Origin of the sequence: Streptomyces nogalater, assembly GCF_039532885.1 — a bacterium.
Classification (GTDB): domain Bacteria; phylum Actinomycetota; class Actinomycetes; order Streptomycetales; family Streptomycetaceae; genus Streptomyces; species Streptomyces nogalater.
In genome coordinates, this window is sequence record NZ_BAAASM010000067.1 from 31,739 (window position 1) to 58,017 (window position 26,279).

Here is a 26,279-nt window from a genome sequence, read left to right on the forward strand (position 1 = left end):
GATTCACCTACGCGCGGTAAGTTTCTGGCCATGCCACGTGGACGCCACCGCCATTCCTCTCCTCTGCACCGGCTGTTGCCTCCCTCGGCGATCGCCGGCGTCTCCGTCGTCTGTGCGTCGGCTCCCTGGGTGTTCTCCGAGGCCGCCGTGTTGCGCGCGCTGGCCGCCGCGGCAGCGGCGACGGCGGTCGTCGGCGCGTTCGTGATGCGCCGCTGGGACGTGCAGGCGGGCCGGCAGGTCGCCGAGCTCACGCGCGCGCGTGCCGGTGACGAATGGCGCTTCGAGGAACGGGTCGCCGAACTGGAGACCGACCTGGAGGAGTCCCGCGAACTGCGCGCGAAGCTGGAGCAGCGGCTGCGCGCCAAGCGCGCCGAGCTGGCCGGCCTGCGCAACGAGCACGCGGCCCTGCTGCGCCGGTACGCCACCGCCGAGACCGAGCGGGCCAGCGCCCTGGAGGGCCGCCGGCTGCTGGAACTCGAAGCGACGGCACCGGAGCCGGGGCCCGCGCGGGCGTCGGCCCCGGCCCTGCCGCCCGCCCGCCGCGGCGAGCCCTCCGGGCCCGCCGAGGCCGCCCCGGTGGCGCCCGCGGTGTTCTCTCCCGAGGGCGCCCGGCTGTACCGGCGGGCCCTGACGGCACTGGCCCGCCTCGAACGGGAGACCCCGGGCGAGCCCGGTGACGGCCCTGAGGGCAAGGGGGGCCCGGCGGACAAGGAGGGCCCGCAGGACAAGGGGGGCCCGGCGGCGGAGACCGGTTCCGAGGGGGACGAACCGGGGGCGGCCGAGGTCGTGACGGGGGAAGCCGGGGCGTCGGAACCCTCGGCTGGTAAGTCTGGAGCGGGGATACCCGGTGGGACGGCGACGCCTGGTGCGGTGGCGCCTGGTGTGGCGGCGCCCGAGGCCGGTCCGGCGCGGGTGTCCGGACCGGAGGCCGCCGACGGCGGACAGGTCACCGCCGGACCCGCTGCCGACCCGTCCGTTACGGGGCCGGCGGGCGCTCCCGCTTCCCCTCCTCCTCCCACTCCCACTCCCACTCCCGACACCGGGTTCGTGGCTCAGGCCGGGGTGGCTTCGGTAGCCGGGTCCGCTCCGGTTGCGGGGTCCGCTTCCGCTCCGGCTGTCTCTCCGGCTCCGGTTGCCGGATCAGCCCGGGTTTCCGCGCAGGTCGCCGTGTCCGACACCCCGGCTGCCGCCTCCCGGCCCGGCGCCGCCGACCAGGCGGAGGGCGCCATGGGCCGTCCGCACGACGCCGTACCGCCGGCCGGGGCCGGGGCCGTGGTGCCGCCCGCCGGGAACCTCGGGGTGCCGCCCGCCGTGGCCGTCGTGCCGGCCGCGCCCGCGCGGCGGCCGGTGACCGGGGGCGGGTTCGACTTCTTCGGCACGCAGAAGGGCACCCCGAAGGCGGCGCTGGACTCCGTGCAGAACGAGGACCTGGCCGACGTCGTGGGCCCCGAGGCGCTCGCCGTGCACAAGGCCGAGGCCGAGGCCGGGTTCAAGCCCGCCGACGAGCGGTCCCGGGGGGCCGGCCAGATCATCGACCTGACGGCGCACGACGAGACCGAGCAGATCGACGTACAGGGGCTGCGCAGCGCGGCCTCCTGAGCCACCGGCGCCGGCACCGAACGGGCCCGGCCTCCCCGGCGGGAGGCCGGGCCCGCGGCGTGCCGGCCCCGAGGATCGCGCGCCGGTCAGCCCGCTGTCATCCAGCGGTCCGGCGGGGCGTCCTTGCGGCCCGTACGGGACCGCTCCGCCTGCTCGGCGAGGAGCCGCGCGGCCTCCCCGGCGTCGCGCAGCCGGGCCGTGACGGTCTTGTCGGCCCCGGTGTCCACGTGTACGTCGGCGAGGCCCCAGCGGCGCTCCCAGGGCCCCTGGGTGAGCCGTACGCTCTGCACCTTGGCGTGCGGGACCAGCGAGAGCCGGCGGCACAGCAGGCCGCTGCGGGCGGCGAACACCGGGCCGGTGACCGCGAGCCGGTGCCCGCGCCACCACACCGGCCGGCACCAGCGGGCCCGGCGCGGCGCCGGCGACAGCTCCGACGGCACCGACGTCCCGGGCAGCACCCGCGCCAGGACCGACTCGGCGACCGCGCGCGGGGCGACCGGTATCAGCACGGAGTTGTCCGATCCGGCCACGTCGAGTTCCACCCGGACCCAGCCGCGCCGCCGCCACAGCAGCGGTTCCACGATCCGTACCGTCTGCACCCGGCCGGGCGGCACCGTCTCGTGGGCGCGGTCCAGCAGTCCGCGGTCGATGCGCAGCCCGTCCGGGGACTCGCTCACCGTCCAGTCGAACTCGGTGACGAACCGGCCCGCGCTGCTCGCCCCGGCGGTGCCGAGCAGCGGCAGCGCGGTGGCGAGGACCGTCCACGGGCTGTGCGTGACGAGCCACAGCACGGTCGGTACGACCAGCGCGGCGCACAGCGAGCCCCAGGTGGCGCCCGTCAGCAGCAGGGAGCGTGCCAGCTCGCGCGGGGGCACGCGCAGCAGGACGTGCGCCGGTGCCTCTCCGACCTCGCGCGCCGTCTCGGGGGCGAAACCCGCCGCGCGCGCGAGGAGCTCCGCGCGCAGGGCGCGCGCCTCGCGCTCGCTCAGGAAGGCCAGTTCGTCCTTGTCGTCGGTGCCTACGACGTCGATGCGCAGCTTGGCGACGCCCGCCACGCGCGCGAGGAGCGGGCGGGAGACGTCCACGGCCTGGACGCGCTCCAGCCGGATGTGCGCGGTGCGCCGGAACAGCAGTCCGGTGCGGATCCGCAGTTCGGTGTCGGTGACCGCGTAGTGCGTGAACCACCAGGACAGGAAGCCGTAGAGGCCGGCCGCCGGCACCAGTACCGCGAGCCCCAGCAGGAGCATGGTGTCCGTGAGCCGGGAGAGCTGCTCCTGCGCGCCGTTCGGGTCGTGCGCCGCCCAGCCGGCCAGCACGGCGAGGGGCGCCCACGCCCGGCGCAGGGGCGTGACCGGGTGCAGCCGGCGCTCGATGACGGGCGCGCGCTCCGGCACACCACCGTCCACGCTCTCAGCCCGCTCGGGCGTGCCACCGGCCGTTTCCCCGGCCCGCTCGGGCGTGCCACCGGCCGTTCCCCCGGCCCGCTCCGGCACGCCGGTGTCCGTGCCGTCGGCCCGCCCGGGTATGCCGGTGTCCGTGCCGTCGGCCCGCCCAGGGATGCGGTCGTGCGCGCCCTCGGCCCGCCCGGGTATGCCGTCGTGCGCGCCCTCGGCCCGTTCCGGGAACTTCACAGGCCCGCCGATCGGGCCTCGCCCAGCTCGGTGAGCCGGTCGCGCAGCCGTTCCGCCTCGGCCGGGTCGAGGCCGGGGATGGTCGCGTCGGTCGCGGCGGCGGCCGTGTGCAGCTGTACGGTGGCCAGCCCGAAGCGCCGCTCCACGGGCCCGGAGGTCACCTCCACCAGCTGCATCCGCCCGTACGGCACCACCGTCTCCTCGCGCCACAGGACACCGCGGCTGATCAGCAGGTCGTCGGCGCGCTCGGCGTACCGCCAGGAGCGCCAGTTGCGTTCCAGCAGCCGCCAGCACACGGCGGCGCACACCGGTGGCAACAGCGCGCACGCGGCCCACGTCGGGCCCGCGAAGAGCCCCGGCAGCAGCCCGGCCGCCACCGCGAACACCCCCGCCCACACCGTCAGCAGCAGCCGTCGCACCCGCAGCAGCCCCGGCTCCGGCCGCCGCCACACCGGCTGGTCCGCCGGTGCTCCGGTCCCGTCCAGGCTCCCCGTTTCCATGAGCCCAGCCTACGTAGGGGAAACTGGGCCCATGACTCCTACGACGGAGACCACGGTCGGCATCGGCGGTGCGGCGGAGAGCACCGACATGGTGCTCAACATCGGGCCCCAGCACCCGTCCACGCACGGCGTGCTGCGGCTCAGGCTCGTGCTGGACGGCGAGCGCATCGTGCGCGCGGAGCCGGTGATCGGATACATGCACCGGGGTGCCGAGAAGCTCTTCGAGGCGCGCGACTACCGGCAGATCATCGTGCTCGCCAACCGCCACGACTGGCTGTCGGCGTTCTCCAACGAGCTGGGCGTGGTCCTCGCCGTGGAGCGGATGCTCGGCATGGAGGTCCCCGAGCGGGCGGTGTGGACGCGCACCCTGCTCGCCGAGCTGAACCGGGTGCTGAACCACCTGATGTTCCTCGGCTCCTACCCGCTGGAGCTGGGCGGGATCACCCCGGTGTTCTACGCGTTCCGGGAGCGCGAGGTGCTCCAGAACGTCATGGAGGAGGTCTCCGGCGGGCGCATGCACTACATGTTCAACCGTGTCGGCGGCCTCAAGGAGGACCTGCCGGCGGGCTGGACGGCACGCGCGCGTGAGGCCGTCGCCGCGGTGCGCTCGCGCATGGACGTCTTCGACGACCTGGTGCTCGGCAACGAGATCTTCCGGGGGCGCACGCGCGGCGTGGGGGCGCTCGCGCCCGAGGCGGTGCACGCCTACGGCGTGAGCGGGCCCATCGCGCGCGCCTCGGGCGTCGACTTCGACCTGCGCCGCGACGAGCCGTACCTGGCCTACGGCGATCTCCAGGACGTGCTGAGGGTGGTGACCCGCACCGAGGGCGACTGCCTCGCCCGCTTCGAGGTGCTGCTGGGGCAGACCCACAACGCCCTGGACCTCGCCGACGCCTGCCTGGACCGGCTCGCCCAGCTGCCGCCCGGGCCGATCAACCAGCGGCTGCCGAAGGTGCTGAAGGCGCCCGAGGGGCACACCTACGCGTGGACCGAGAACCCGCTCGGCATCAACGGCTACTACCTGGTGAGCAAGGGCGAGAAGACCCCGTACCGGCTGAAGCTGCGCTCGGCCTCGTACAACAACATCCAGGCGCTGACCGAGCTGCTGCCGGGGACGCTGGTGGCGGACATGGTCGCGATCCTGGGCTCGATGTTCTTCGTGGTCGGAGATATCGACAAGTAGGCCGGGCGGGGCCTGCCCGCGGGTCTACGAGCCCGGTTCCAGGGGGTCCGGGATGCCGACCGGCTGGAGCAGCCAGCCGAAGTCGCCGAGGCCGCCCGCCGCCGTGAGCTCGGCGGCCTCCCCGGCGCTCGCGAGGGCGCGTACATAGCCGGCGGGGTCCGTGGAGGCCAGCGTGAGCGGGGGGCGTGCGCCGGTGATGTCCAGGGCGCGCAAGGCGGCGCGCTGCGTGAGCAGACGCGGGCCGGACAGTTCGCGCGCCGTTTCGGGCGTCCCGTGGGCTGCCCCGGAGGACGCCTGCGCCGGAGCCGACGGCGTGCGGGTCGTGTGCGGCGTGCTTGCCGTGCTCGCCCTGCGCGGCGCGTACGACGCGTACGAGGCGCTCGGTGCCGCCGCGCACGCGTCCAGCGCGACGTGCGCCGTGATGTCGCACGAGCCGTCCGGCACGGGCGCCGTCCCGCGTCCTTGCCGGAAGCCGGTGAGCGTCCCGAAGGGCGGGCGGGTGTCCCTGGTGTGCGCGTAGTCCACGGCCACCGCGAGTCCCCGGGCCACCCGGGCCACGGCCGACGCCCAGGCCTCGTCCCGGGGCAGCCCGATCTCCGCCCGCAGCCCTTCCTCGGCCGGCAGCGGCCACCAGCGCGCGAGCCAGTCGGCCGCCGCCCCCGTCACCGGCTCCCCGAGCCGCTCGGAGCCGTCGTCCCCGACGAGGACCAGCCGGGGCACGCCGGCCGCGTCCACCTCCACGACGTCCACAGGGACGTTGTCCAGCCACTCGTTGGCGAACAGCAGCCCGGTGACCTCGTCCGGGATGCCGTTCCGCCAGACGATCCGTTCGTCCAGGCCGGCCGGGCGGCCGGCGATCTCGACGGCATACGCGCGCGTGCGCGCGGCCACCTCGGCCGGCAGCGCGGCGAGCACCCCGCGGACCAGCTCGCCCCGCCCGGCGCCCATGTCGACGAAGTCCAGCCCGGCGGGCCGGCCGAGCGCGGCGTCGACCCGGCACAGCAGCCGGGCCACGGCCCGCGCGAACAGCGGCGAGGCGTGCACGGAGGTACGGAAGTGACCGGCCGGGCCCTCCGGGCGCCGGTAGAAGCCGTCCGGTCCGTACAGTGCCGCCTCCGCCGCCGCGCGCCAGCCGCGCCGGCCGCGCGGGCCGGGGTCCCCGGGGGATTCCCCCGCCGTCGTCTCATCCGTCACGGGGCCAGACTAGGCGCACAGATGATCACGACATCCACCTTGCGGAGTACGCGCGCCGGGCACGGATCGGCCCTTCGGTTGACCCCTACACGCACCCGGTTTCCCTACGCTGGGTTACGTGCAGCGCCTCTATGACTTCCTCCGCCGCCACCCGACCGGGGTCGACACCTTCTGGGCGGTCGTCCTGTTCGGGATGTCCGGGATGAGCGAGGTCAGTTTCGACGGGTCGCCGGACCACCACGGGTCGCTGCCCGCCGGTCTGGCCGTGTCCGCCGTCCTGTGCGTGGTCGTGGCGCTGCGCCGCCGTTTCCCGGAGCCGATGCTGCTGGTCGCCGTGGTGACCGGGCTGGCCCAGCTGGTCCTGGACGTCGAGACGACCGTCGCCGACTTCGCCATGCTCGTGATCACGTACACGGTCGCGGCGATCGGGGCGCGCTGGTCCTCCCGGCTGGCCCTCGCCGTCAGCCTCTGCGCGGCGGCCGCGGCCCAGATCCGCTGGCCGCAGGAGCAGGCCAGTTTCGCCGGGCAGGTCGCCATCGCCGTCTTCCAGACGGTGCCCTTCGCGCTCGCCTGGGTGCTCGGTGACTCCATGCGCACCCGGCGGGCCTACTTCGCCCAGCTGGAGGAGCGCGCGGCCCGCCTGGAGAAGGAGCGCGAGGCGCAGGCGAAGGTCGCGGTCGCCGCCGAGCGCGCCCGGATCGCGCGCGAGCTGCACGACGTGGTCGCGCACAACGTGTCGGTGATGGTGGTGCAGGCCGACGGCGCCAACTACGTCATGGACACCGCCCCCGACCAGGCGAAGAAGGCCCTGGAGACGATCTCCTCCACCGGCCGCCAGGCCCTGGCCGAGATGCGCCGCCTGCTGGGTGTGCTGCGCACCGGTGAGCACCAGGAGACCGGGGAGTACGTCCCGCAGCCCGACGTCGAGCAGATCGACGACCTCGTCGAGCAGTGCCGCAGCTCCGGCCTGCCGGTCGACTTCAAGGTGGAGGGCACCCCGCGCCCGCTGCCCAGCGGGGTGGAGCTGACCGCGTACCGGATCGTGCAGGAGGCGCTCACCAACACCCGCAAGCACGGCGGACCCAACGCGGGCGCGAGCGTACGGCTGGTCTACTTCGACGACGGCCTGGGCCTGCTGGTCGAGGACGACGGCAAGGGCGCCCCGCACGAGCTGTACGAGGAGGGCGGCGCCGACGGCCGGGGGCACGGCCTGATCGGCATGCGCGAGCGCGTCGGCATGGTCGGCGGCACGCTGGACGCGGGGCCGCGCCCCGGCGGAGGATTCCGCATCAGCGCCCTGCTGCCGCTCAAGCCGGCGCACTGACCCCACCGCACGCCCCCGCGCGCCCCACCGCAGACCAAGACGGCAACCGAAAGACACGGAAGAGGACCCGATGACGATCCGCGTGATGCTCGTCGACGACCAGGTGCTGCTGCGCACCGGGTTCCGGATGGTGCTCGCCGCCCAGCCGGACATGGATGTCGTGGCGGAGGCGGGCGACGGCGTGGAGGCCCTCCAGGTGCTGCGGTCCACCGCCGTCGACGTCATCCTGATGGACGTCCGGATGCCGAAGCTGGACGGCGTGGAGACCACCCGGCGGATCTGCTCCGAGCCCGACCCGCCGAAGGTGCTCATCCTGACCACGTTCGACCTGGACGAGTACGCCTTCTCCGGGCTGAAGGCGGGCGCCTCCGGGTTCATGCTCAAGGACGTGCCGCCCGGCGACCTGCTGGCCGCGATCCGCGCCGTGCACAGCGGTGACGCGGTCGTCGCGCCCTCCACCACCCGGCGGCTGCTGGACCGCTTCGCGCCGATGCTGCCCGCCACCGGCAAGGAGCCCCGGCACAAGGAGCTGGAACGGCTCACGGAGCGCGAGCGCGAGGTCATGGTGCTGGTCGCGCAGGGCCTGTCCAACGGCGAGATCGCCGCGCGGCTGGTCTTGAGCGAGGCGACGGTGAAGACCCATGTGGGCCGCATCCTGACCAAGCTCGGCCTCAGGGACCGGGTGCAGGTGGTCGTCCTGGCGTACGAGACGGGACTCGTGCGCGCGGGCGGCCACGGCTGACCGGAACGGCCGGCCCGCGCGCGGGTGCCCGGCGCGGGCGCGCTCGGCCGGCTCCGCGCGGGCGGCCCGGCGCGGGGCTCCCCGGGCCGGCTCGGGGCCGGTGGCTCAGCGCAGGACGCCCTCGATGAAGTCGCTGCCCAGCCGGGCCACCGCGGTCAGGTCCAGCTGGTGCTGGACGTACCGGCCGCGCCGGCAGTCGGTGATCAGGCCCGCCTTCTTCAGCACCGACAGGTGCCGGGATATCTCGGGCGCGGTCATGCCGTGCGCGTCGGCCAGCTCGCTGGTGGTGTGCGGAGCGCGCGCGAGGTGCCGGCACAGCCGCATCCGCACCGGGTGCGCCAGCGCGTCCAGCCGGCGCGTGAGCTGTTCCACGGACGGGGCCTGCGGCCGGGGACCGCTCGCCGGATAGGTGATCGTCGGCTGCCAGCCGTACCGGTGCAGGACCATCAGGTGCGGCCAGCCGAGGCTGGTCGGCACCAGCACCAGGCCGCCGTCGCCGGTGGCGGTGCGGCCCGTCAGCAGCTTGTCGACCGTGACCGTCCGGCCGTCCTCGGCCAGCGACACCGCCCCGGACAGCGAGGCGAGGGCTTCCCCGAGGCCCTTGCGGCGCAGCAGCTCGGTCTTGTGCCGGGCGTCCGCGGCCAGCTGGGGCTGGATCCGGGCCCAGGTGTCGGCGAAGAACGCCTCGTCGCAGTCCAGCATCAGCTCCCGGAACCAGGCGCGCACGGCCGGCGGATCCGCCAGCAGCCGGTGGGTGAACCGCTCCTGCACGGTCCCGCGCGCGGCGGCCAGCTCCAGGGAGCGCCGGCGCAGCTCCGGATCGTCCAGCGGACCGGCCTCCTGGACGTCGTAGCGCAATTGGCAGGTGAACTCCAGCGCCGCGTTGACGAACTGCGCGTCCGTCAGCTTGTCCAGCAGGTCCAGCTCTTCGGCGAGCGTGGCCCCGGGCATCGCGCGTCCGCCCGGGATGCCGGCGAACGGGGCGAAGACGTCCGAGAACGTCGAACGCCACAGGAAGTCCGCCTCGCACAGCCGGTCGGCCAGGCAGGGCTCCAGCCGGGAGGAGACGGCGGTCGCCCAGCCCCGCAGGTCGGGATGGTGGCCGGGCTCGCTCAGCGCGTGCAGCGCCATCCCCAGCTCCGCCAGCGGAGACGGCACGACGGTGACCCGCTCCAGGGGCAGTCCGGTGATGTCGATGGTCACGCTCATGCCCCTATCGTGCACCGCCCCACTGACAGCGCCCGCGTCGATTGACGGCAGCCGTCAATCGACGGGACAACCGCACGGGACACACAGCAGGGTGAAGGCACCGGGGCAGCCGCGGAGCCCGATCAGTCACCCGGTCAGCCAACGTCCCGAGAAGGCGATCCGCCATGAGCATCACGCAGCAGTACCTCCTCGACAGCCACCGCGCCCGCCTGCACGGCGAGCCCGAACCGCCCGCGCCGGGCCGGCACGACCTCGACACGCTGCGCGAGGTGCGGGAGTACCGGCGCTTCAGCGCCGTCGTCGCCGGGCGCCCGGCCCGCGGCCGGCTGCGGTACGCCCTGCGCCGGTGGCTGAGTCCGAGAGCGCTGTGACGGCCCGCGCGGTCCGCGGTGCGCGCCGCGGTCGCGGCACGCGGGCGCCGTAGCGCAGCCGGCCCCCGCGGGCGGACCCTCGTGCGCGCCGGTCAGGCGCCGGGCAGCCGGCGCGTGAAGTCGGCGACGGCCGCCCGTACGTCGTCCGCCGTCCACTCCAGGCCCTCCGAGCGCACCGAGACCTCGGTGAAGGCCAGCCCCGGCCCGCCCCGGTCCCAGGCGTTGGAGAAGAGGTACGTGCCCGTCTCCTCGGCCTGGGACACGGCCGCCTCCATCAGGACGTCGGCGTCGTACGGCAGCCAGACCCGGAACTCGTTGGTGTGCGGCTCCTCGGGGTGCACGCGCGCCCATGGCACCCCGGCCGCCGTGAGGCCCTCGCGCAGCGCGGCGGCGACCACGCGCGCGTGCCGCACGTAATCCGGCAGCCGGGGCAGCTCGCGCTCCAGTCCGACGAGGGCGGACAGGACGGTCGGGAACTGCTGGAAGACCATGCCGCCGTACCGGTGCCGCCAGGACCTGGCCTCCTCCACCAGCGTCCTCGGGCCGGCCAGCGCGGCGCCGCCGAAGCCGTCGAGGGATTTGTAGAACGACACGTAGACGCTGTCGGCGAGGCCCGCGATCTCCGCCAGGGACCGGCCGAAGTGGACCGTGCACTCCCACAGGCGCGCGCCGTCGAAGTGCACCACCGCGTCCCGCTCCCGCGCGGCCTCCACGACCTCCGTCAGCTCCTCCCAGGCCGGCAGCACGAAACCGGCGTCCCTGAGGGGCAGCTCCAGCATCAGCGTCCCGAAGGGCTCGGGGAAGTCGCGTATCCCGGCCGCCGTGGGCAGCCGGGGCTCGCTGGCCACGCGCACCGGACGCAACCCGCTGACCTGGCTGAACGCATGCCGTTCGTGCACCTCGGGGTGGGCCAGGGCGTGCAGGGCCACCGTGGGGTTCCCGGTGCGGCCCGCCCAGCAGCGCAGGCCCACCTGCTGGGCCATCGTGCCGGTCGGGAAGAACGCGGCGGCCTCCATGCCGAGCAGGTCCGCGACCCGCTGCTCCAGGTCCTCCACGATCCCGTCGCCGTACATGTCCACGTACCGGTCCAGGTCGTACACCTCGGCAGCCGCGTCCAGGACCGCCAGCCGCTCGCGGACCGTGTGCCGGAAGCCCGGCCGCCACAGCACGCGTTCCGCCCGCGCGGCGGCGGCCCGCCGCCGCTCCCGCAACCGCTCCGCCGCAAAGGCCTCCGTGCCCGCCCGCCGGTCGTCGTCCTCGTGTCCGTCCGGTACCACCGCATCAGCCATGGGCGGATCATGCCGCTCCCCCCGCGCGCGAGGCAGTCGGTTTTCCGTCCGGAGCGTGTGGACAAACCCACAGCCTGTGGACAACCGGCCGCCGCCCCACCCGATAGCGTTAACATGACGAGAAATCGTCCGGTACCCAGAGCGGACTGGAACGGGAAGGCCGCCGTCGCGTGAGTACAGTCCACCAGCCAGACCTCAAGGACCGCCCCGCGCGGCTCACCGTCGGTGTCGTCGGCGCCGGCCGCGTGGGCCCCGCGCTGGCCGCGTCCCTCCAGCTCGCCGGGCACCGCCCGGTGGCCGTCTCCGGAGTCTCCGACGCCTCCCGCAGGCGCGCCGAGGCCATGCTCCCGGACGTGCCGCTGGTGCCGCCCGCCGAGGTGCTCCAGCGCGCCGACCTGGTACTGCTCACCGTCCCCGACGACGCCCTGCCCGGCCTGGTCGCCGGCCTCGCCGAGACCGGCGCGGTACGGCCGGGACAGCTGCTGGTGCACACCTCCGGCCGGTACGGCGTGAAGGTTCTCGCCCCCGCCCTGCGCGCGGGCGCGCTGCCGCTGGCCCTGCACCCGGCGATGACCTTCACCGGCACCCCCGTGGACGTGCAGCGCCTCGCGGGCTGCTCCTTCGGCGTCACCGCGCCCGAGGAGCTGCGGCTGGCCGCCGAGGCCCTGGTGATCGAGATGGGCGGCGAGCCGGAGTGGATCAGCGAGGAGAACCGCCCGCTGTACCACGCGGCCCTCGCCCTCGGCTCCAACCACCTGGTCACCCTGGTCGCCCAGGCCATGGAGCTGCTGCGCACGGCCGGCGTCGGCGCGCCCGACCGGATGCTCGGCCCGCTGCTCGGCGCCGCCCTGGACAACGCGCTGCGCTCCGGCGACGCCGCCCTGACCGGCCCGGTCGCCCGCGGGGACGCCGGCACGGTCGCCGCGCACGTCACCGAGCTGCGCAAGCACGCCCCGCAGACCGTGGCCGGCTATCTCGCGATGGCCCGCGCGACCGCCGACCGCGCGCTGGCGGCCGGCCTGCTGAAGGCGGAACTCGCCGAGGACCTCCTCGGGGTACTCGCAGGCGAGGGCCACCCGGACCGGGGAGACGACGGCACCGACGGCACGACCGGCACCGAGGGGAACGACCGATGACCACCGCCCTGCTGAGCACCGCCGAAGAGCTGCACGCGCGCGTGCGCCATGGCCGCCGCGCCGTCGTGATGACCATGGGCGCCCTGCACGAGGGCCACGCCACCCTCATCCGCTCCGCGCGCGAGATCGCGGGCCCGGACGGCGAGGTCGTCGTCACGGTCTTCGTCAACCCGCTCCAGTTCGGCGCGGGCGAGGACCTGGACCGCTACCCGCGCACCCTGGACGCCGACCTGGACCTCGCCGGACGGGCGGGCGCGGACGCCGTGTTCGCCCCCTGCGCGGACGAGGTGTACCCCGGCGGCGAACCCCAGGTGCGGGTCTCCGCCGGGCCCATGGGGGAGCGGCTGGAGGGCGCCTCGCGGCCCGGCCACTTCGACGGCATGCTCACCGTCGTCGCCAAGCTGCTGCACCTCACCCGCCCCGACGTCGCCCTGTTCGGGCAGAAGGACGCCCAGCAGCTGGCCCTGATCCGGCGCATGGTGCGGGACCTGAACTTCGGCGTCGAGATCGTGGCGGTGCCCACCGTGCGCGAGGAGGACGGGCTCGCCCTGTCCAGCCGCAACCGCTACCTCTCGCCGGACGAGCGCCGTACCGCGCTCGCGCTGTCCCGCGCGCTGTTCGCCGGCCGGGACCGGCACGCGGCCCAGGAGGCGCTGTGCGCGCGGGCCCGGGAAGTGCCCTCCACGCACGCGCGCGCCGAGGCGCTGAGCGCCATAGGCGAGTCCCGCGCGGCGGCCGACGCGCACGCCGTGGCCACCGCCGCGCCCGGCGGCCCGGCGGCCGTGCGCGCCGCCGCCCGCCAGGTGCTGGACGAGGCCGCCCGGCTCGACCCGCCGCTGCGGCTGGACTACCTGGCGCTGGTCGACCCCGCCGACTTCACCGAGATCGGCGACGGCTTCACCGGCGAGGCCGTCCTCGCCGTCGCCGCCCGGGTCGGCTCGACCCGGCTGATCGACAACATCCCCCTCACCTTCGGAGCCGCCTCGTGACCAGCACAGGCATACGACTGCACGCGCCCGCCCCCGGCTGGGCCATCTCCGCGGACGTGGTCGTCGTCGGCTCCGGCGTGGCAGGTCTGACCGCGGCCCTGCGCTGCCAGGCCGCCGGCCTCACCACCGTCGTGGTCACCAAGGCCCGGCTGGACGACGGCTCCACGCGCTGGGCGCAGGGCGGCATCGCCGCCGCCCTCGGCGAGGGCGACACCCCCGAACAGCACCTTGAGGACACCCTCGTGGCCGGCGCGGGCCTGTGCGACGAGGAGGCCGTGCGGACCCTCGTCACCGAGGGCCCCGACGCGGTCCGGCGGCTGATCTCCACCGGCGCCCACTTCGACACCGACGACGAGGGCGACATCCACCTCACCCGCGAGGGCGGCCACCACCGGCGCCGCATCGCGCACGCCGGCGGTGACGCCACCGGCGCGGAGGTCTCCCGCGCCCTCGTGGAGGCGGTCCGCGCGCGCGGGCTGCACACCATCGAGAACGCGCTGGTCCTGGACCTGCTGACGGACGCCGACGGCCGTACGGCCGGTGTCACCCTGCACGTGATGGGCGAGGGCCAGCACGACGGCGTGGGCGCCGTGCACGCCCCCGCGGTGGTCCTCGCGACCGGCGGCATGGGCCAGGTGTACTCCGCGACCACCAACCCGGCGGTGTCGACCGGCGACGGCGTGGCGCTGGCGTTGCGCGCCGGCGCCGAGATCTCCGACCTGGAGTTCGTACAGTTCCACCCGACCGTGCTGTTCCTCGGCGCGGACGCCGAGGGCCAGCAGCCGCTGGTCTCCGAGGCGGTGCGCGGCGAGGGCGCCCACCTGGTCGACGGCGACGGCGTGCGCTTCATGGTGGGCCGGCACGAACTGGCCGAACTGGCGCCCCGGGACATCGTCGCCAAGGGCATCCTGCGGCGGATGCTCGAGCAGGGCGCCGAGCACATGTACCTGGACGCCCGGCACTTCGGCGCCGAGATGTGGGAGCAGCGCTTCCCGACCATCCTGGCCGCCTGCCGCGCCCACGGCATCGACCCGGTCACCGAACCCGTCCCGGTCGCCCCGGCCGCCCACTACGCCTCCGGGGGCGTCCGTACCGACGCCCACGGCCGCACCACCGTGCCCGGCCTGTACGCGTGCGGCGAGGTGGCGTGCACCGGCGTGCACGGCGCCAACCGGCTCGCCTCCAACTCCCTGCTCGAAGGGCTCGTCTACGCCGAGCGGATCGCCGCCGACATCGCCGCCGCCCGGGCGGACGACGGCCTCCACGCGCGCGTGCCCGTGCCGGTCCCGCAGCCGGACCAGCCGGCCCACCCGCTGCTCGCCGCCGAGACCCGGTTCGCCGTCCAGCGGATCATGACCGAGGGCGCGGGCGTGCTGCGCTCCGAGGAGTCCCTCGCCCGCGCCGCCGACCAGCTCCAGCGGCTGCACACCGAGGCCCGGGAGGCGCTGGAGGAGAACGGCAAGACCGCCGAGCCCGGCGTGGACACCTGGGAGGCGACCAACCTCCTGTGCGTGGCCCGGGTCCTGGTCGCCGCCGCCCGGCTGCGTGAGGAGACCCGCGGCTGCCACTGGCGCGAGGACCGCGCCGACCGCGACGACGCCCGCTGGCGGCGCCACATCGTCGTACGGCTCAATCCGGACCGGTCGCTGGCCGTACGCACCACCGACACCGCAGACTTCCCCCCTACCCGGCAAACCCAGCGCCCCCAGGAGCAGTGACAGACGTGAGCACCGACGACCTTCCTCTCGCCCCGACCGGCGGCTGCGGCGACGGCTGCGGCTGCGGCGCCGAGGGCGACGAGGAGTACCTGGAGTGCGGGCTGGACCCCGCGCTCGCCGAGCTGCTGGCCTCCGCCGGGCTCGATCCCGTCGAGGTCGAGGACATCGCCACCGTCGCGATCCAGGAAGACCTGGCCGGTGGCGTGGACGTGACCACGGTCTCGACCATCCCCGAGGGCGCGGTGGCCACCGGCGACTTCACCGCGCGCGAGGCGGGTGTCGTGGCCGGCCTCCGGGTCGCCGAGGCCGTGCTCTCCGTGGTCTGCACGGACGAGTTCGAGGTCGAGCGGCACGTGGAGGACGGCGACCGGGTCGAGGCCGGGCAGAAGCTGCTGTCCGTCACCACGCGCACGCGCGACCTGCTCACCGCCGAGCGCAGCGCCCTGAACCTGCTGTGCCGGCTGTCCGGCATCGCGACCGCCACGCGCGCGTGGGCGGACGCGCTGGAGGGCACCAAGGCGCGCGTGCGCGACACCCGCAAGACGACCCCGGGCCTGCGCGCGCTGGAGAAGTTCGCCGTCCGCTGCGGCGGCGGCGTCAACCACCGCATGTCGCTGTCCGACGCGGCCCTGGTGAAGGACAACCACGTGGTCGCCGCCGGCGGGGTCGCGCAGGCCTTCAAGGCCGTACGGGAGACCTTCCCGGACGTGCCGATCGAGGTCGAGGTCGACACCCTGCACCAGCTGCGCGAGGTGGTGGACGCGGGCGCCGACCTGATCCTGCTGGACAACTTCACGCCCGGCGAGTGCGAGGAGGCCGTCGGCATCGTCGGCGGCCGGGCGCTGCTGGAGGCCTCCGGCCGGCTGACGCTCGCGAACGCGCGCGCGTACGCCGACACCGGTGTGGACTTCCTGGCCGTCGGCGCGCTCACCCACTCCTCGCCGATCCTGGACATCGGCCTGGATCTGCGCGAAGCGGAGTAACGCCCATGCTGCTCACCATCGACGTCGGCAACACGCACACCGTCCTCGGCCTGTTCGACGGCGAGGACATCGTCGAGCACTGGCGCATCTCCACGGACGCGCGCCGCACGGCGGACGAGCTGGCGGTGCTGCTCCATGGCCTGATGGGCATGCACCCGCTGCTCGGCGAGGAACTGGGCGACGGCATCGACGGCATCGCGATCTGCGCGACCGTGCCGTCGGTGCTGCACGAACTGCGCGAGGTCACCCGGCGGTACTACGGCGACGTACCCGCCGTCCTGGTCGAGCCGGGCGTGAAGACGGGCGTGCCGATCCTCACCGACAACCCCAAGGAGGTCGGCGCCGACCGGATCATCAACGCGGTCGCGGCCGTCGAGCTGTACGGCGGCCCGGCGATCGTCGTCGACTTCGGCACGGCGACCACGTTCGACGCGGTCTCCGCGCGCGGGGAGTACGTCGGCGGGGTGATCGCGCCCGGCATCGAGATCTCCGTGGAGGCGCTGGGCGTCAAGGGCGCGCAGCTGCGGAAGATCGAGGTGGCCCGGCCGCGCAGCGTGATCGGCAAGAACACGGTCGAGGCCATGCAGGCGGGCATCGTGTACGGGTTCGCCGGCCAGGTCGACGGGGTGGTGGACCGGATGGCCCGGGAGCTGGCCGACGACCCGGACGACGTGACGGTGATCGCCACGGGCGGGCTCGCGCCGATGGTGCTGGGGGAGTCCTCGGTGATCGACGAGCACCAGCCGTGGCTGACGCTGATCGGGCTGCGCCTGGTCTACGAGCGGAACGTGTCCCGGCTCTGAGGAGGCCCCGGACGAGGGAACAGCGGAGCGACACGCGGCGAAGAAGCGTCCTGTTTCGTCACTTTTGTCCGATTAGCGATAGCGTCGCCGCATGCCCACGCCATACGGATCCCGCGGCGGCATGGCGTTCGGCGCGGAGGAGCTGCGTGTGCTCCGCCGCGCCCTCGCCCTCGCCCTCCACCCCGGCCACGCCTCCGCCGAGGACGTGCAGGACTGCCTCCGGCTCGCCGAATCGCTGGACGAGGCACTGAGCGAGGGTGCCAGACTGCGCGCCTTCCTGCTGGCCGACCTGGGCCGGTACCGGGCCGCTCTGCCGGGTACGGCCGCCGGCTACCTCGCCCTGCTGGAGGAGGCCCTGGGGGCCGGGCACCGGCCCACGCCGGACGATCTCGCCGCGCTGCGGGCGCTGCGCGGCAACCGGGTGGCGGCGGCGCTGCTGGACCGCTGCCAGGCGCTGGCCGAACAGGACGTACGGGCGCGGTTCGCCCAGGGGGCGCGCAGGGTGCCGGCGCCCGCCGTGCCGCCCGCGCGGACCCGTCTGCTGGCCCTCGCGGGCGGGGCGGGGGAGCCCGGGGCGCGACGGGACGAGGGGGCGGCCGAGGAGCCGCCGGAGCCGGCGCCGCCGGCGGAGCGGCCGGGCTCGGAACCGGGGAAGCCAGGGGGGCCGAAGCGGCCCATTCCCACGCCGGGGGAGGTCTTTCCGCGCCGCAAGCCGACGCCGCCCGCCGCTCCGCAGCAGCTGGCCGCGGTCTGACCCGGCCGCCAGGCCGGACCCGGTCTCCCGCCCCCTCCCGTGCGGGTTTCGTTGCCGGGTGTGAGTGCTCTGTCGGGAGGTTCGTCGCCGTCGGTGGCCGTGGGTGGCCCGGGTGTGGGCCGGGCGCCGCCGGCGGCCGCGGCGCGTGGGGGCTCGTGGTGCACCCCGCCCCTTTCGCCCGTTCCGCCGTGGCTACTCTGGAGGCATGGACTACGTCTCCGCGCTCGTGCCCCCGGTCGTCATGGCCGTGTTCTTCGTCGGTGTGGTCAGGGTGATCGTGAAGACCCAGGGCGGGGCCGCCAAGGCCAAGGAGGACGCGGCCGTCGATGCCGCGCTCGCCCGCGTGGACGGCGCGTCCCAGCGCCCCGCCGCCGACGTCTGAGCGGACCCCGGCCGGCCGTAACCCCCCACCCCGGTACGGGCCTTCGTACGCCGAGAGGCCTTGCCGCCGGTCCGCGTGCCCTCGGCCGCCCCGGCACCCCCGTCGGCCCCACCCTTTCCGGGCCGTGCGCCCTTTTTGCTCGGGTTTGTAGTCATAGCGCACGTCCGGCACGCCATTGACCGGATCTCCCGCTATTGTTATGAGCTGTGCCTCGCCCATTGGGAGAACTCGAAGACGCGGTCATGACGCGGGTGTGGAAGTGGAACCGCCCGGTGACCGTTCGAGAAGTCCTGGAAGACCTCCAGCAGGAACGCTCGATCGCGTACACCACCGTGATGACCGTTTTGGACAATCTCCATCAGAAGGGCTGGGTCCGCCGTGAGGCGGAAGGCCGGGCCTATCGATATGAGGCCGTGTCGACACGCGCCGCGTACGCGGCGGCCCTGATGAACGACGCGTGGTCCCAGAGTGACAACCCGGCCGCCGCTCTCGTCGCCTTCTTCGGCATGATGAGCGAGGAACAGCGCCAGGCCCTCAGAGACGCCGTACGCATCGTCCAGGGCCCGGAAGAAACCCGTGAAGCCCCCGAAGCCCGGCAACCGGAAGCCGCCGAAGCCCGGCAAGAGGAGAACCCCGGCTCGGCGGAGGACGCCGACGGGCGATAGCGTCCGCTCATGTCAGCAGAGCGTCCCGAAGTCTCCGCAAAAGCCATCACCGTCCGGCGGGCCCGGACCAGCGATGTCCCGGCCGTGCGCCGCCTCCTCGATGCCTACGTCCGCGACCGCATCCTGCTCGACAAAGCCACCGTCACGCTTTACGAGGACATCCAGGAGTTCTGGGTCGCCGAACGCGACGACAACGCCGAGGTGGTCGGCTGCGGTGCGCTGCACGTCATGTGGGAGGACCTGGCGGAAGTGCGGACTCTGGCGGTGAAGCCCGGCCTCAAGGGCGCCGGCGTGGGTCATCGGTTGCTGGAGAAGTTGCTGGAGACCGCACGCTGGCTCGGCGTTCGACGGGTTTTCTGCCTGACCTTCGAAGTGGACTTCTTCGGGAAGCACGGCTTCGTGGAGATCGGGGAGACGCCGGTCGACACCGATGTCTACGCGGAGCTGTTGCGTTCCTATGACGAGGGCGTCGCGGAGTTCCTCGGTCTCGAACGAGTGAAGCCGAACACCTTGGGCAACAGCCGGATGCTTCTGCATCTGTGATCGCCAATGCCCTGGTGCCCTATGTCCGAAACGCGCATGTTTCCGGGCGGGTGCCGGGTGCCGAGTCGCTGCCGAGGGTTTGTGTTTTTCCGGCAAAAGCGGTTTGCTTTCCGACGTACTGCAGTACTGCATATAACAGGGGCGGCGAAACGGCGGACGCCGCACACCCCTGGTCCTCAACGTTATCGATGAAAGGAAATGCGGTGGCACAGAAGGTTCAGGTCCTTCTTGTCGACGACCTCGACGGCGGCGAGGCGGACGAGACCGTGACGTTCGCGCTGGACGGCAAGACGTACGAGATCGATCTCACGACCGCCAACGCGGACAAGCTGCGCGGTCTTCTGGAGCCCTATGTGAAGGGCGGGCGCCGTACCGGTGGCCGTGCTTCCGGCGGGCGTGGAAAGGCGCGTGCCGCTTCCGGCGGCAACCAGGACACCGCGGCCATCCGCGCCTGGGCGAAGGAGAACGGTTACGAGGTCAACGACCGGGGCCGTGTTCCCGCGTCGATTCGCGAGGCCTACGAGAAGGCCAACGGCTGATCCCGCCGGCCGGCGGGACGCCCGGCGCACCCGCGCCGCAGCCGGACCCGGTGACAGTGCGCTGCCACCGTATCCACCAGCCGTACGAGATCGGGGGCGCTCCCCTCGCGTCCCACGGCCGGAACGGCCGTCACACCCGGCATGCCCGGCATGCCCGGCATGGCCGGCAGCGAGGCGTCGACATCCTCGCGTCCCGGCCCGGGGGGCCGCAGCCACACGGCGGCCCCCTGCGCTGACGCCGCCCGCCCGGACGCGGCCCACGCGGGGCCGGCCGGTGCCGGTGCCTCCAGCGTGCCGCCCGGTCCCAGGGCACGCAGGTCCAGGGGCACCGGGCCCCACTCCAGCCACTCCAGCAGTCCCGGCAGCTCCTCCGCGCTGCCCGGAGCCACCAGGAGCTCCATGCGGTCGCCCCGGAGGATCACCGGGGAGCCCGGCGCGAGATGCCTCAGCGCCCGCGCGCCCGCCTCGGCCGGCACCTCCAGCACGTCGAACCGCACCCCCGTGACCAGCCGCAACGGCCGTCCGGGCGCGGTTGGCCAGCCCAGCTCGTGTTCGTACCAGTGCCGGGCCCCGGCGTCCGGGACGACGGGCCGGCGGGGCGGGGGGATCGTGGGCGTCGCGGGGGCGGGGCCAGCCATGCCAAGTGCAACCGCCGTAGCGGCATTCGGGTTACGCTGGGTGCCTCACCGGCTGCGCTGAGTGCCGGAGAGGGGTGCGCGTGGGGGTCCGGGGAGGCGCAAGGTTGTTCGCCCATAGCGGAGGGAACAGGGGCGCGCGGCATGGAGTGTCCGTCCCCGCGGGTAAGACATCCCTAGTGGGAGGGGGCGACACGCAGGACGGGCCGTCTCACGTTCGCCAACGGCGTACTGGCGAGTGGGGTAACTGCCTGGCCTGCGGGAACATCGTCTCGCACCATCGGGTTGGAGCAGATGTCGGCGCACAGGGTCAGGAGGCCATCGACGGTGTCGGCAGTTGGAATGAGCGGTCCCCGCTTGCGGGACTAAGCTGCGGAAGGACAGGGAGGGGAAGTTCCCCCCACTGCCTGACCGCTCTGAGGAGCGATTAACGATGTTCGAGAGGTTCACCGACCGCGCGCGGCGGGTTGTCGTCCTGGCTCAGGAAGAAGCCCGGATGCTCAACCACAACTACATCGGCACCGAGCACATCCTCCTGGGTCTCATCCACGAGGGCGAAGGTGTCGCCGCTAAGGCCCTGGAGAGCCTCGGCATTTCGCTTGAGGCGGTCCGCCAGCAGGTGGAGGAGATCATCGGTCAGGGCCAGCAGGCCCCGTCCGGGCACATTCCCTTCACCCCCCGTGCCAAGAAGGTCCTGGAGCTGTCGCTCCGCGAGGCCCTTCAGCTGGGCCACAACTACATCGGCACGGAGCACATCCTGCTCGGCCTGATCCGCGAGGGCGAGGGCGTCGCCGCCCAGGTCCTGGTCAAGCTGGGCGCAGACCTCAACCGGGTGCGGCAGCAGGTCATCCAGCTGCTCTCCGGTTACCAGGGCAAGGAGACCGCCACCGCGGGCGGCCCGGCCGAGGGCACGCCTTCGACCTCTCTCGTCCTGGACCAGTTCGGCCGGAACCTCACCCAGGCCGCTCGTGAGTCCAAGCTCGACCCGGTCATCGGGCGCGAGAAGGAGATCGAGCGGGTCATGCAGGTGCTGTCCCGCCGTACGAAGAACAACCCCGTCCTGATCGGTGAGCCCGGCGTCGGCAAGACCGCCGTCGTCGAGGGCCTCGCCCAGGCCATCGTCAAGGGCGAGGTGCCCGAGACCCTCAAGGACAAGCACCTCTACACGCTGGACCTCGGCGCCCTGGTCGCCGGCTCCCGCTACCGCGGTGACTTCGAGGAGCGCCTGAAGAAGGTGCTCAAGGAGATCCGCACCCGCGGCGACATCATCCTGTTCATCGACGAGCTGCACACGCTGGTCGGTGCGGGTGCCGCCGAGGGCGCCATCGACGCGGCGAGCATCCTCAAGCCGATGCTGGCCCGCGGCGAGCTCCAGACCATCGGCGCGACCACGCTGGACGAGTACCGCAAGCACCTGGAGAAGGACGCGGCCCTGGAGCGCCGTTTCCAGCCCATCCAGGTCGCCGAGCCGTCCCTGCCGCACACGATCGAGATCCTCAAGGGCCTGCGCGACCGGTACGAGGCGCACCACCGCGTCTCCATCACGGACGAGGCCCTGGTCCAGGCGGCCACCCTGGCCGACCGCTACATCTCGGACCGCTTCCTGCCGGACAAGGCGATCGACCTGATCGACGAGGCCGGTTCCCGGATGCGCATCCGCCGGATGACCGCTCCGCCGGACCTGCGCGAGTTCGACGAGAAGATCGCCGCCGTCCGCCGGGACAAGGAGTCCGCGATCGACTCGCAGGACTTCGAGAAGGCCGCCTCCCTGCGCGACAAGGAGAAGCAGCTCCTCGCCGCCAAGGCGAAGCGGGAGAAGGAGTGGAAGGCCGGCGACATGGACGTCGTCGCCGAGGTCGACGGCGAGCTGATCGCCGAGGTCCTCGCCACGGCCACCGGCATCCCGGTCTTCAAGCTGACCGAGGAGGAGTCCAGCCGCCTGCTCCGCATGGAGGAGGAGCTGCACAAGCGGGTCATCGGCCAGAACGACGCCGTCAAGGCGCTGTCGAAGGCGATCCGCCGTACGCGTGCGGGCCTGAAGGACCCGAAGCGTCCGGGTGGTTCGTTCATCTTCGCCGGCCCGTCCGGTGTCGGTAAGACCGAGCTGTCCAAGGCGCTCGCCGAGTTCCTCTTCGGTGACGAGGACGCGCTGATCTCCCTCGACATGTCGGAGTTCAGCGAGAAGCACACGGTCTCCCGCCTCTTCGGTTCGCCCCCCGGCTACGTGGGCTACGAGGAGGGCGGCCAGCTGACGGAGAAGGTCCGCCGCAAGCCGTTCTCGGTCGTCCTGTTCGACGAGGTCGAGAAGGCCCACCCGGACATCTTCAACTCGCTGCTGCAGATCCTGGAGGACGGTCGCCTGACCGACTCCCAGGGCCGGGTCGTGGACTTCAAGAACACGGTCATCATCATGACGACCAACCTCGGCACCCGGGACATCTCCAAGGGCTTCAACCTCGGCTTCGCCGCCGCGGGTGACACGAAGACCAACTACGAGCGCATGAAGAACAAGGTGTCGGACGAGCTGAAGCAGCACTTCCGCCCCGAGTTCCTCAACCGCGTGGACGACGTGGTCGTCTTCCCGCAGCTCACGCAGGAGGACATCCTGCGGATCGTCGACCTGATGGTCGGCAAGGTGGACGAGCGCCTGAAGGACCGGGACATGGGCATCGAGCTGTCCCAGTCCGCCAAGGAGCTGCTGTCCAAGAAGGGTTACGACCCGGTGCTGGGCGCCCGGCCGCTGCGCCGCACGATCCAGCGCGAGATCGAGGACACGCTCTCGGAGAAGATCCTCTTCGGCGAGCTGCGCCCCGGTCACATCGTGGTCGTGGACACCGAGGGCGAGGGCGACGCCGCCACCTTCACCTTCCGCGGTGAGGAGAAGTCGGCCCTGCCGGACGCCCCGCCGATCGAGCAGGCCGCGGGTGGGGCTGGTCCCAACCTGAGCAAGGACGCGTAAGCCTCCGGCGGTTCAGCCGGGTGAAGGGGCCGGTGCCTTTGGGCACCGGCCCCTTCAGTGCCGTTCCAGGGTCACTTCGGCGTGGGGGAAGAGGGCCTTGAAGGAGGGGAGCGAGGAGCCGGGGAGGGGCGCCACGCTCACCGAGCGCAGGCCCGGCAGCCTGGATGACAGAACGGACAGTTCTTCCGCGCCGAATGCTGAGGAAACACGCAGACTGCGAATGCCGGGAAGTTCCGGTACGAGGTGCATGCCCCGGCAGGGGCTCCCCTCCAGATTGAGCCCGATGAGGGCGGGCAGTTCGGTGACCCGCCTCCAGTCGTCGGCCGTCAGCCCCGCGGTCAGCAGTCCGAGGCTGAGCATGCGCAGCTTCGTCCAGTGCTCCAGCCCGCGCAGCCCTGTGGTGTCGATGCTGTGCTCGCCGAGGTGGAGGAACATCAGCGGAGCGTCGATGGGCAGGGTGTGGCGCAGGTCGGTGCCCGGCAGCCGCTGGCTCACGGAGAGCCTGGTGAGCGACCGCAAGGCCCGTAGACCGGTCGGATCGGCGATGCCGGCGCAGTCGAACTGTGCGAGAGGCAGCTCCGCCAGGCCGTCCACACCTCCTGCCGCAGGGCAGGAGTACACCGACAGCGCGCGCAGTGAACGGAACGGTGACAGGGCGCCCAGATCGGTGAGTCCCGAGTTGCCCGACAGGATCAGTGCTGCCACCGCCTCGGGTGCCGGTACCGCGGCCAGGACGTCCTCGATCCCGTGCCCGCCCAGGAAGTGCAGGCGCTGCCAGGGACGCATCCGGGCCACGGCCGCGCGCTGTTCGGCCGACTCGCAGGTCAGGACGAGGTCCGTGCGGTCCAGGTGGTCCAGGACCTCCGCCGCGTAGACATCGGCGTCGAAACGCCGCCACGTGCCCACCAGTTGCCGCCGCACCTCCAGGTCCGGGTGGTCCCGGAACCGTCGCAGCACCGCCAGTGCCCCCTCCGGCTCCTCCTCCCCGAGGAGTGAGGCGGAGACCGTGACTCCGTGGGCCTCCTCGTCCGTGAGGTCCTCCGGGCCCGGCAGCAACTCCAGCACCAGCGGGCCCGCTTCCGCCAGAGTCCTCGCGTCCTGCGTCGTCCGCGGCGGGATCAGCGCGCCCGCCCGCTCCTCGACCTCCGCCCGGACGACCGGGTCCACGGCCGTCGCGTGCTCCAGGCAGGCCAGCGCCAGCAGGGTCAGGCGGGGGGTGTCCCGGGCCAGCAGCTGCCGTAGGACGGAGGCCCGTTCGCGAGGCCGGGCGTGGGCCACCGCCATGCGGATGACGTCCTCCCACTGGGTGTCGTCGGCGTGGCTGACGAGGACGTCCAGGTGGCCCTCCTCCACCGCGTAGCGGGCGCCCAGGTAGTCCTGGAAGGTGCGGTGGACGAAGTCGACCACTCCCTCGGCCGGCTGGTGCAGCAGGCCGCTGCGCAGCAGCAGTGCCCGCAGTACCGTCGCCGCGTCCCCGGACGCCGACGCGATCGTGGGCAGACAGCGTTCCACGATCCCCTCGGCCGTATCGAGGTCCATCTCCGTGCGGCCGCTCAGCACCAGCGCGTAGGCCAGCCGCTGGAGCAGCTCCAGCTGCGCCTCCTCGCCCAGCTCGGCGCCCATGCCCCGCTCCCGGTCCCGGCGGGCGAGGAGCATCGCGAGGGCGGCGTCGTACAACTCCTTGCGGCCGGTGGGGAGATAGCCCCGGCGTTCGCGGTGCAGGGCGCAGATCAGGCCGCACATCAGGGGGTTGGTGGCCAGCCGGGCCAAGTCGCGTTTGGTGCGCAGGGAGTCCAGGAGCGGCTGTTCGTACTCCGGTGCGCGCGCCGCCTCGTGCCAGCGGCGCGTGAACGTGGCCACCTCGGTGCGGCGCATCGGGGCCAGGGTCAGTTCCCGGAAGCCCTCCTGGGCCAGCCAGTCGGGGCGTACGGCGGTCGGGCGGGAGGTCAGCAGGACGGCGTTGCCGGGGTAGGCCGCGAGCAGCGAGCGCAACCAGTCGCGGACGCGGTGGCGGTCGGCGGCCGGGATCTCGTCCAGGCCGTCGACCAGGACCAGGCCCCGGCCCGCGGCCAGCACCCGCTCGGCCCAGCCCCGCGGCGGGGTCAGCGGGCAGCTCACCGCCGTCAGGAAGCCGTCCGGCGCGGGCAGGGGACCGGTGCGGATCAGGGTGCGCAGCGGCAGGACGTACGGGATCCGGTCGGCGGCGCGGGCCGCGGTGACCGCCAGCCACTGCACCAGCGTCGTCTTGCCGGAGCCGGCGTCGCCGCGCAGCAGCACCCGGGAGCCGCCGGCCAGCGCCTCCTCGGCGGGCAGCCGGCCGGGCGTCGCGGGCGGGCGCTCGTGGAGCTCCAGGTCGGACGGCCGCTCGTCCTCGGTGGTCGCCTCCAGGCTCAGATAGGCGACTTCGAGCGGCCACCGGTCGGGGGAGTCGCGCAGGTCGATGCCGTAGATGGTGATGTGGTCGTGGCGGTCGGCGAGGTAGGGGAGGTAGCGGCGTTCGAAGGCGGCGTCGCGGGCGTCGGGGCGCGGGGTGCGGGCGATCAGCTCGTCCACCTTCGCTATGAGTTCCGCCTGAGCACGGCTCTGCTCGACCAGGGTGCGGGCCACGAAGGTGGACCGCCGGGTGAAGAACTCCAGGATGTGCAGGCAGGCCCACTCGGTGGCGGAGTCGAGGAAGTGGCGGGCGTCCGTGGAGAGGGGCTGCGGGTTCAGGAAACCGGAGTGGTGGCGCAGCTGCCGGGCGAGTTCGGCGGCGCCCAGCCGTACGGCCTGTACGTCGTCCATGTCCAGGTCGCCGAGGGCGAGCAGGCGGCGGGCGAGCGCGTCGGCGACGGCCGCCTGCTCGTCGGCGGGGAACGGGGGCTCGCCCGGTGACTCCACCGCCTGGGCCACGATCCGTCCGGCGAGCCGGTGGACATCCTTCTCGCCCAGCGTCCGCTTCTCGCCCCGGAACGACACCAGTGCCGACAGCCGTACCGGCCGGTCGACCAGGCCCGCGCCCGGACCGTCCTGGACGAACAGCTTTCTGACCAGCGGGCCGATCAAGCCGGAGACCAGCTTGCCGCCCAGGACGACCGGCTCCATGCGCCACCCCCGTGTGCGTAGACGTACGGAGGGAGCCTAGTCAGCGT

Annotated in this window: 23 protein-coding genes; 16 read left to right on the forward strand and 7 right to left on the reverse strand. The window is 73.5% G+C overall.

Annotation, left to right across the window (positions count from 1 at the left end; translation table 11 throughout):
- Positions 1-30: 30 nt before the first annotated feature.
- Entirely contained in the window at positions 31-1,599 is a 1,569-nt protein-coding gene (locus tag ABD350_RS33500; RefSeq protein WP_344352781.1) for a hypothetical protein, read from the forward strand.
- Between the two features lie 86 nt (positions 1,600-1,685).
- Here the strand turns inward: ABD350_RS33500 and ABD350_RS33505 are convergent, their stop codons facing one another.
- Complete coding sequence (locus ABD350_RS33505) at positions 1,686-3,005, reverse strand: PH domain-containing protein (protein WP_344352847.1); 1,320 nt, start codon at positions 3,003-3,005, stop codon at positions 1,686-1,688.
- Positions 3,006-3,226: 221 nt separating this feature from the next.
- The gene (locus ABD350_RS33510) at positions 3,227-3,730 is read right to left on the reverse strand and encodes a PH domain-containing protein (RefSeq protein WP_344352782.1); all 504 of its coding nucleotides are present in this window, start codon (positions 3,728-3,730) and stop codon (positions 3,227-3,229) included.
- 31 nt (positions 3,731-3,761) lie between these two features.
- On the opposite strand from ABD350_RS33510, the gene ABD350_RS33515 reads away from it, so the two are divergent.
- Positions 3,762-4,913 carry an NADH-quinone oxidoreductase subunit D gene (locus tag ABD350_RS33515; RefSeq protein WP_344352783.1) on the forward strand — a complete coding sequence of 384 codons (1,152 nt, stop codon included), beginning with the start codon at positions 3,762-3,764 and terminating at the stop codon, positions 4,911-4,913.
- Positions 4,914-4,937: 24 nt separating this feature from the next.
- Here the strand turns inward: ABD350_RS33515 and ABD350_RS33520 are convergent, their stop codons facing one another.
- Complete coding sequence (locus tag ABD350_RS33520) at positions 4,938-6,107, reverse strand: SAM-dependent methyltransferase (RefSeq protein ID WP_344352785.1); 1,170 nt, start codon at positions 6,105-6,107, stop codon at positions 4,938-4,940.
- Between the two features lie 118 nt (positions 6,108-6,225).
- Here ABD350_RS33520 and ABD350_RS33525 point away from each other — a divergent pair, with 118 nt between their 5' ends.
- The gene (locus ABD350_RS33525) at positions 6,226-7,431 is read left to right on the forward strand and encodes a sensor histidine kinase (protein ID WP_344352786.1); all 1,206 of its coding nucleotides are present in this window, start codon (positions 6,226-6,228) and stop codon (positions 7,429-7,431) included.
- Between the two features lie 70 nt (positions 7,432-7,501).
- Entirely contained in the window at positions 7,502-8,173 is a 672-nt protein-coding gene (locus tag ABD350_RS33530; RefSeq protein ID WP_344352787.1) for a response regulator, read from the forward strand.
- A gap of 105 nt (positions 8,174-8,278) precedes the next feature.
- Here the strand turns inward: ABD350_RS33530 and ABD350_RS33535 are convergent, their stop codons facing one another.
- A complete protein-coding gene (locus ABD350_RS33535) occupies positions 8,279-9,382 on the reverse strand; it encodes a DUF5937 family protein (RefSeq protein WP_344352788.1) in 1,104 nt (367 codons plus the stop codon).
- Positions 9,383-9,546: 164 nt separating this feature from the next.
- Between ABD350_RS33535 and ABD350_RS33540 the strand changes: the two genes are divergently transcribed.
- Complete coding sequence (locus ABD350_RS33540; protein WP_344352790.1) at positions 9,547-9,753, forward strand: hypothetical protein; 207 nt, start codon at positions 9,547-9,549, stop codon at positions 9,751-9,753.
- Between the two features lie 92 nt (positions 9,754-9,845).
- Here the strand turns inward: ABD350_RS33540 and ABD350_RS33545 are convergent, their stop codons facing one another.
- Positions 9,846-11,042, reverse strand: a complete 1,197-nt coding sequence (locus tag ABD350_RS33545) for a threonine aldolase family protein (protein WP_344352791.1) — start codon at positions 11,040-11,042, stop codon at positions 9,846-9,848.
- Positions 11,043-11,212: 170 nt separating this feature from the next.
- Between ABD350_RS33545 and ABD350_RS33550 the strand changes: the two genes are divergently transcribed.
- The 10 genes from ABD350_RS33550 to ABD350_RS33595 all read left to right on the forward strand — a co-directional run bounded on the left by ABD350_RS33550 (position 11,213) and on the right by ABD350_RS33595 (position 19,554).
- Complete coding sequence (locus tag ABD350_RS33550) at positions 11,213-12,178, forward strand: Rossmann-like and DUF2520 domain-containing protein (protein ID WP_344352792.1); 966 nt, start codon at positions 11,213-11,215, stop codon at positions 12,176-12,178.
- Positions 12,175-13,167 (forward strand): pantoate--beta-alanine ligase, encoded by a 993-nt coding sequence (gene panC, locus ABD350_RS33555; protein WP_344352794.1) that lies wholly within the window; start codon positions 12,175-12,177, stop codon positions 13,165-13,167. Before ABD350_RS33550 ends, panC begins: the two co-directional genes overlap by 4 nt.
- Positions 13,164-14,885, forward strand: coding sequence for an L-aspartate oxidase (locus ABD350_RS33560; RefSeq protein ID WP_344352795.1), 1,722 nt, complete (start codon positions 13,164-13,166; stop codon positions 14,883-14,885). The genes panC and ABD350_RS33560 overlap by 4 nt, the downstream gene beginning before the upstream one ends.
- 5 nt (positions 14,886-14,890) lie before the next feature.
- Positions 14,891-15,868 carry a carboxylating nicotinate-nucleotide diphosphorylase gene (nadC, locus tag ABD350_RS33565; RefSeq protein ID WP_344352797.1) on the forward strand — a complete coding sequence of 326 codons (978 nt, stop codon included), beginning with the start codon at positions 14,891-14,893 and terminating at the stop codon, positions 15,866-15,868.
- A gap of 5 nt (positions 15,869-15,873) precedes the next feature.
- Positions 15,874-16,671, forward strand: a complete 798-nt coding sequence (locus ABD350_RS33570; protein WP_344352799.1) for a type III pantothenate kinase — start codon at positions 15,874-15,876, stop codon at positions 16,669-16,671.
- Positions 16,672-16,792: 121 nt separating this feature from the next.
- Positions 16,793-17,425, forward strand: coding sequence for a hypothetical protein (locus ABD350_RS33575; protein ID WP_344352849.1), 633 nt, complete (start codon positions 16,793-16,795; stop codon positions 17,423-17,425).
- Positions 17,426-17,630: 205 nt separating this feature from the next.
- Positions 17,631-17,807 carry a hypothetical protein gene (locus ABD350_RS33580; RefSeq protein WP_344352801.1) on the forward strand — a complete coding sequence of 59 codons (177 nt, stop codon included), beginning with the start codon at positions 17,631-17,633 and terminating at the stop codon, positions 17,805-17,807.
- 242 nt (positions 17,808-18,049) lie between these two features.
- Positions 18,050-18,472 carry a BlaI/MecI/CopY family transcriptional regulator gene (locus tag ABD350_RS33585; RefSeq protein ID WP_030781647.1) on the forward strand — a complete coding sequence of 141 codons (423 nt, stop codon included), beginning with the start codon at positions 18,050-18,052 and terminating at the stop codon, positions 18,470-18,472.
- Positions 18,473-18,481: 9 nt separating this feature from the next.
- Positions 18,482-19,015 (forward strand): amino-acid N-acetyltransferase, encoded by a 534-nt coding sequence (locus tag ABD350_RS33590; protein WP_344352803.1) that lies wholly within the window; start codon positions 18,482-18,484, stop codon positions 19,013-19,015.
- 203 nt (positions 19,016-19,218) lie between these two features.
- Positions 19,219-19,554, forward strand: coding sequence for a histone-like nucleoid-structuring protein Lsr2 (locus ABD350_RS33595; protein WP_030606126.1), 336 nt, complete (start codon positions 19,219-19,221; stop codon positions 19,552-19,554).
- Here ABD350_RS33595 and ABD350_RS33600 read toward each other — a convergent pair.
- A complete protein-coding gene (locus ABD350_RS33600) occupies positions 19,533-20,192 on the reverse strand; it encodes an SCO3374 family protein (RefSeq protein WP_344352805.1) in 660 nt (219 codons plus the stop codon). The two genes, ABD350_RS33595 and ABD350_RS33600, sit on opposite strands and share 22 nt — an antisense overlap.
- 430 nt (positions 20,193-20,622) lie before the next feature.
- On the opposite strand from ABD350_RS33600, the gene ABD350_RS33605 reads away from it, so the two are divergent.
- Complete coding sequence (locus ABD350_RS33605; protein WP_189997828.1) at positions 20,623-23,148, forward strand: ATP-dependent Clp protease ATP-binding subunit; 2,526 nt, start codon at positions 20,623-20,625, stop codon at positions 23,146-23,148.
- Positions 23,149-23,202: 54 nt separating this feature from the next.
- Here ABD350_RS33605 and ABD350_RS33610 read toward each other — a convergent pair whose 3' ends face one another.
- The gene (locus ABD350_RS33610; protein WP_344352807.1) at positions 23,203-26,232 is read right to left on the reverse strand and encodes an NACHT domain-containing protein; all 3,030 of its coding nucleotides are present in this window, start codon (positions 26,230-26,232) and stop codon (positions 23,203-23,205) included.
- Between the last annotated feature and the right edge of the window lie 47 nt (positions 26,233-26,279).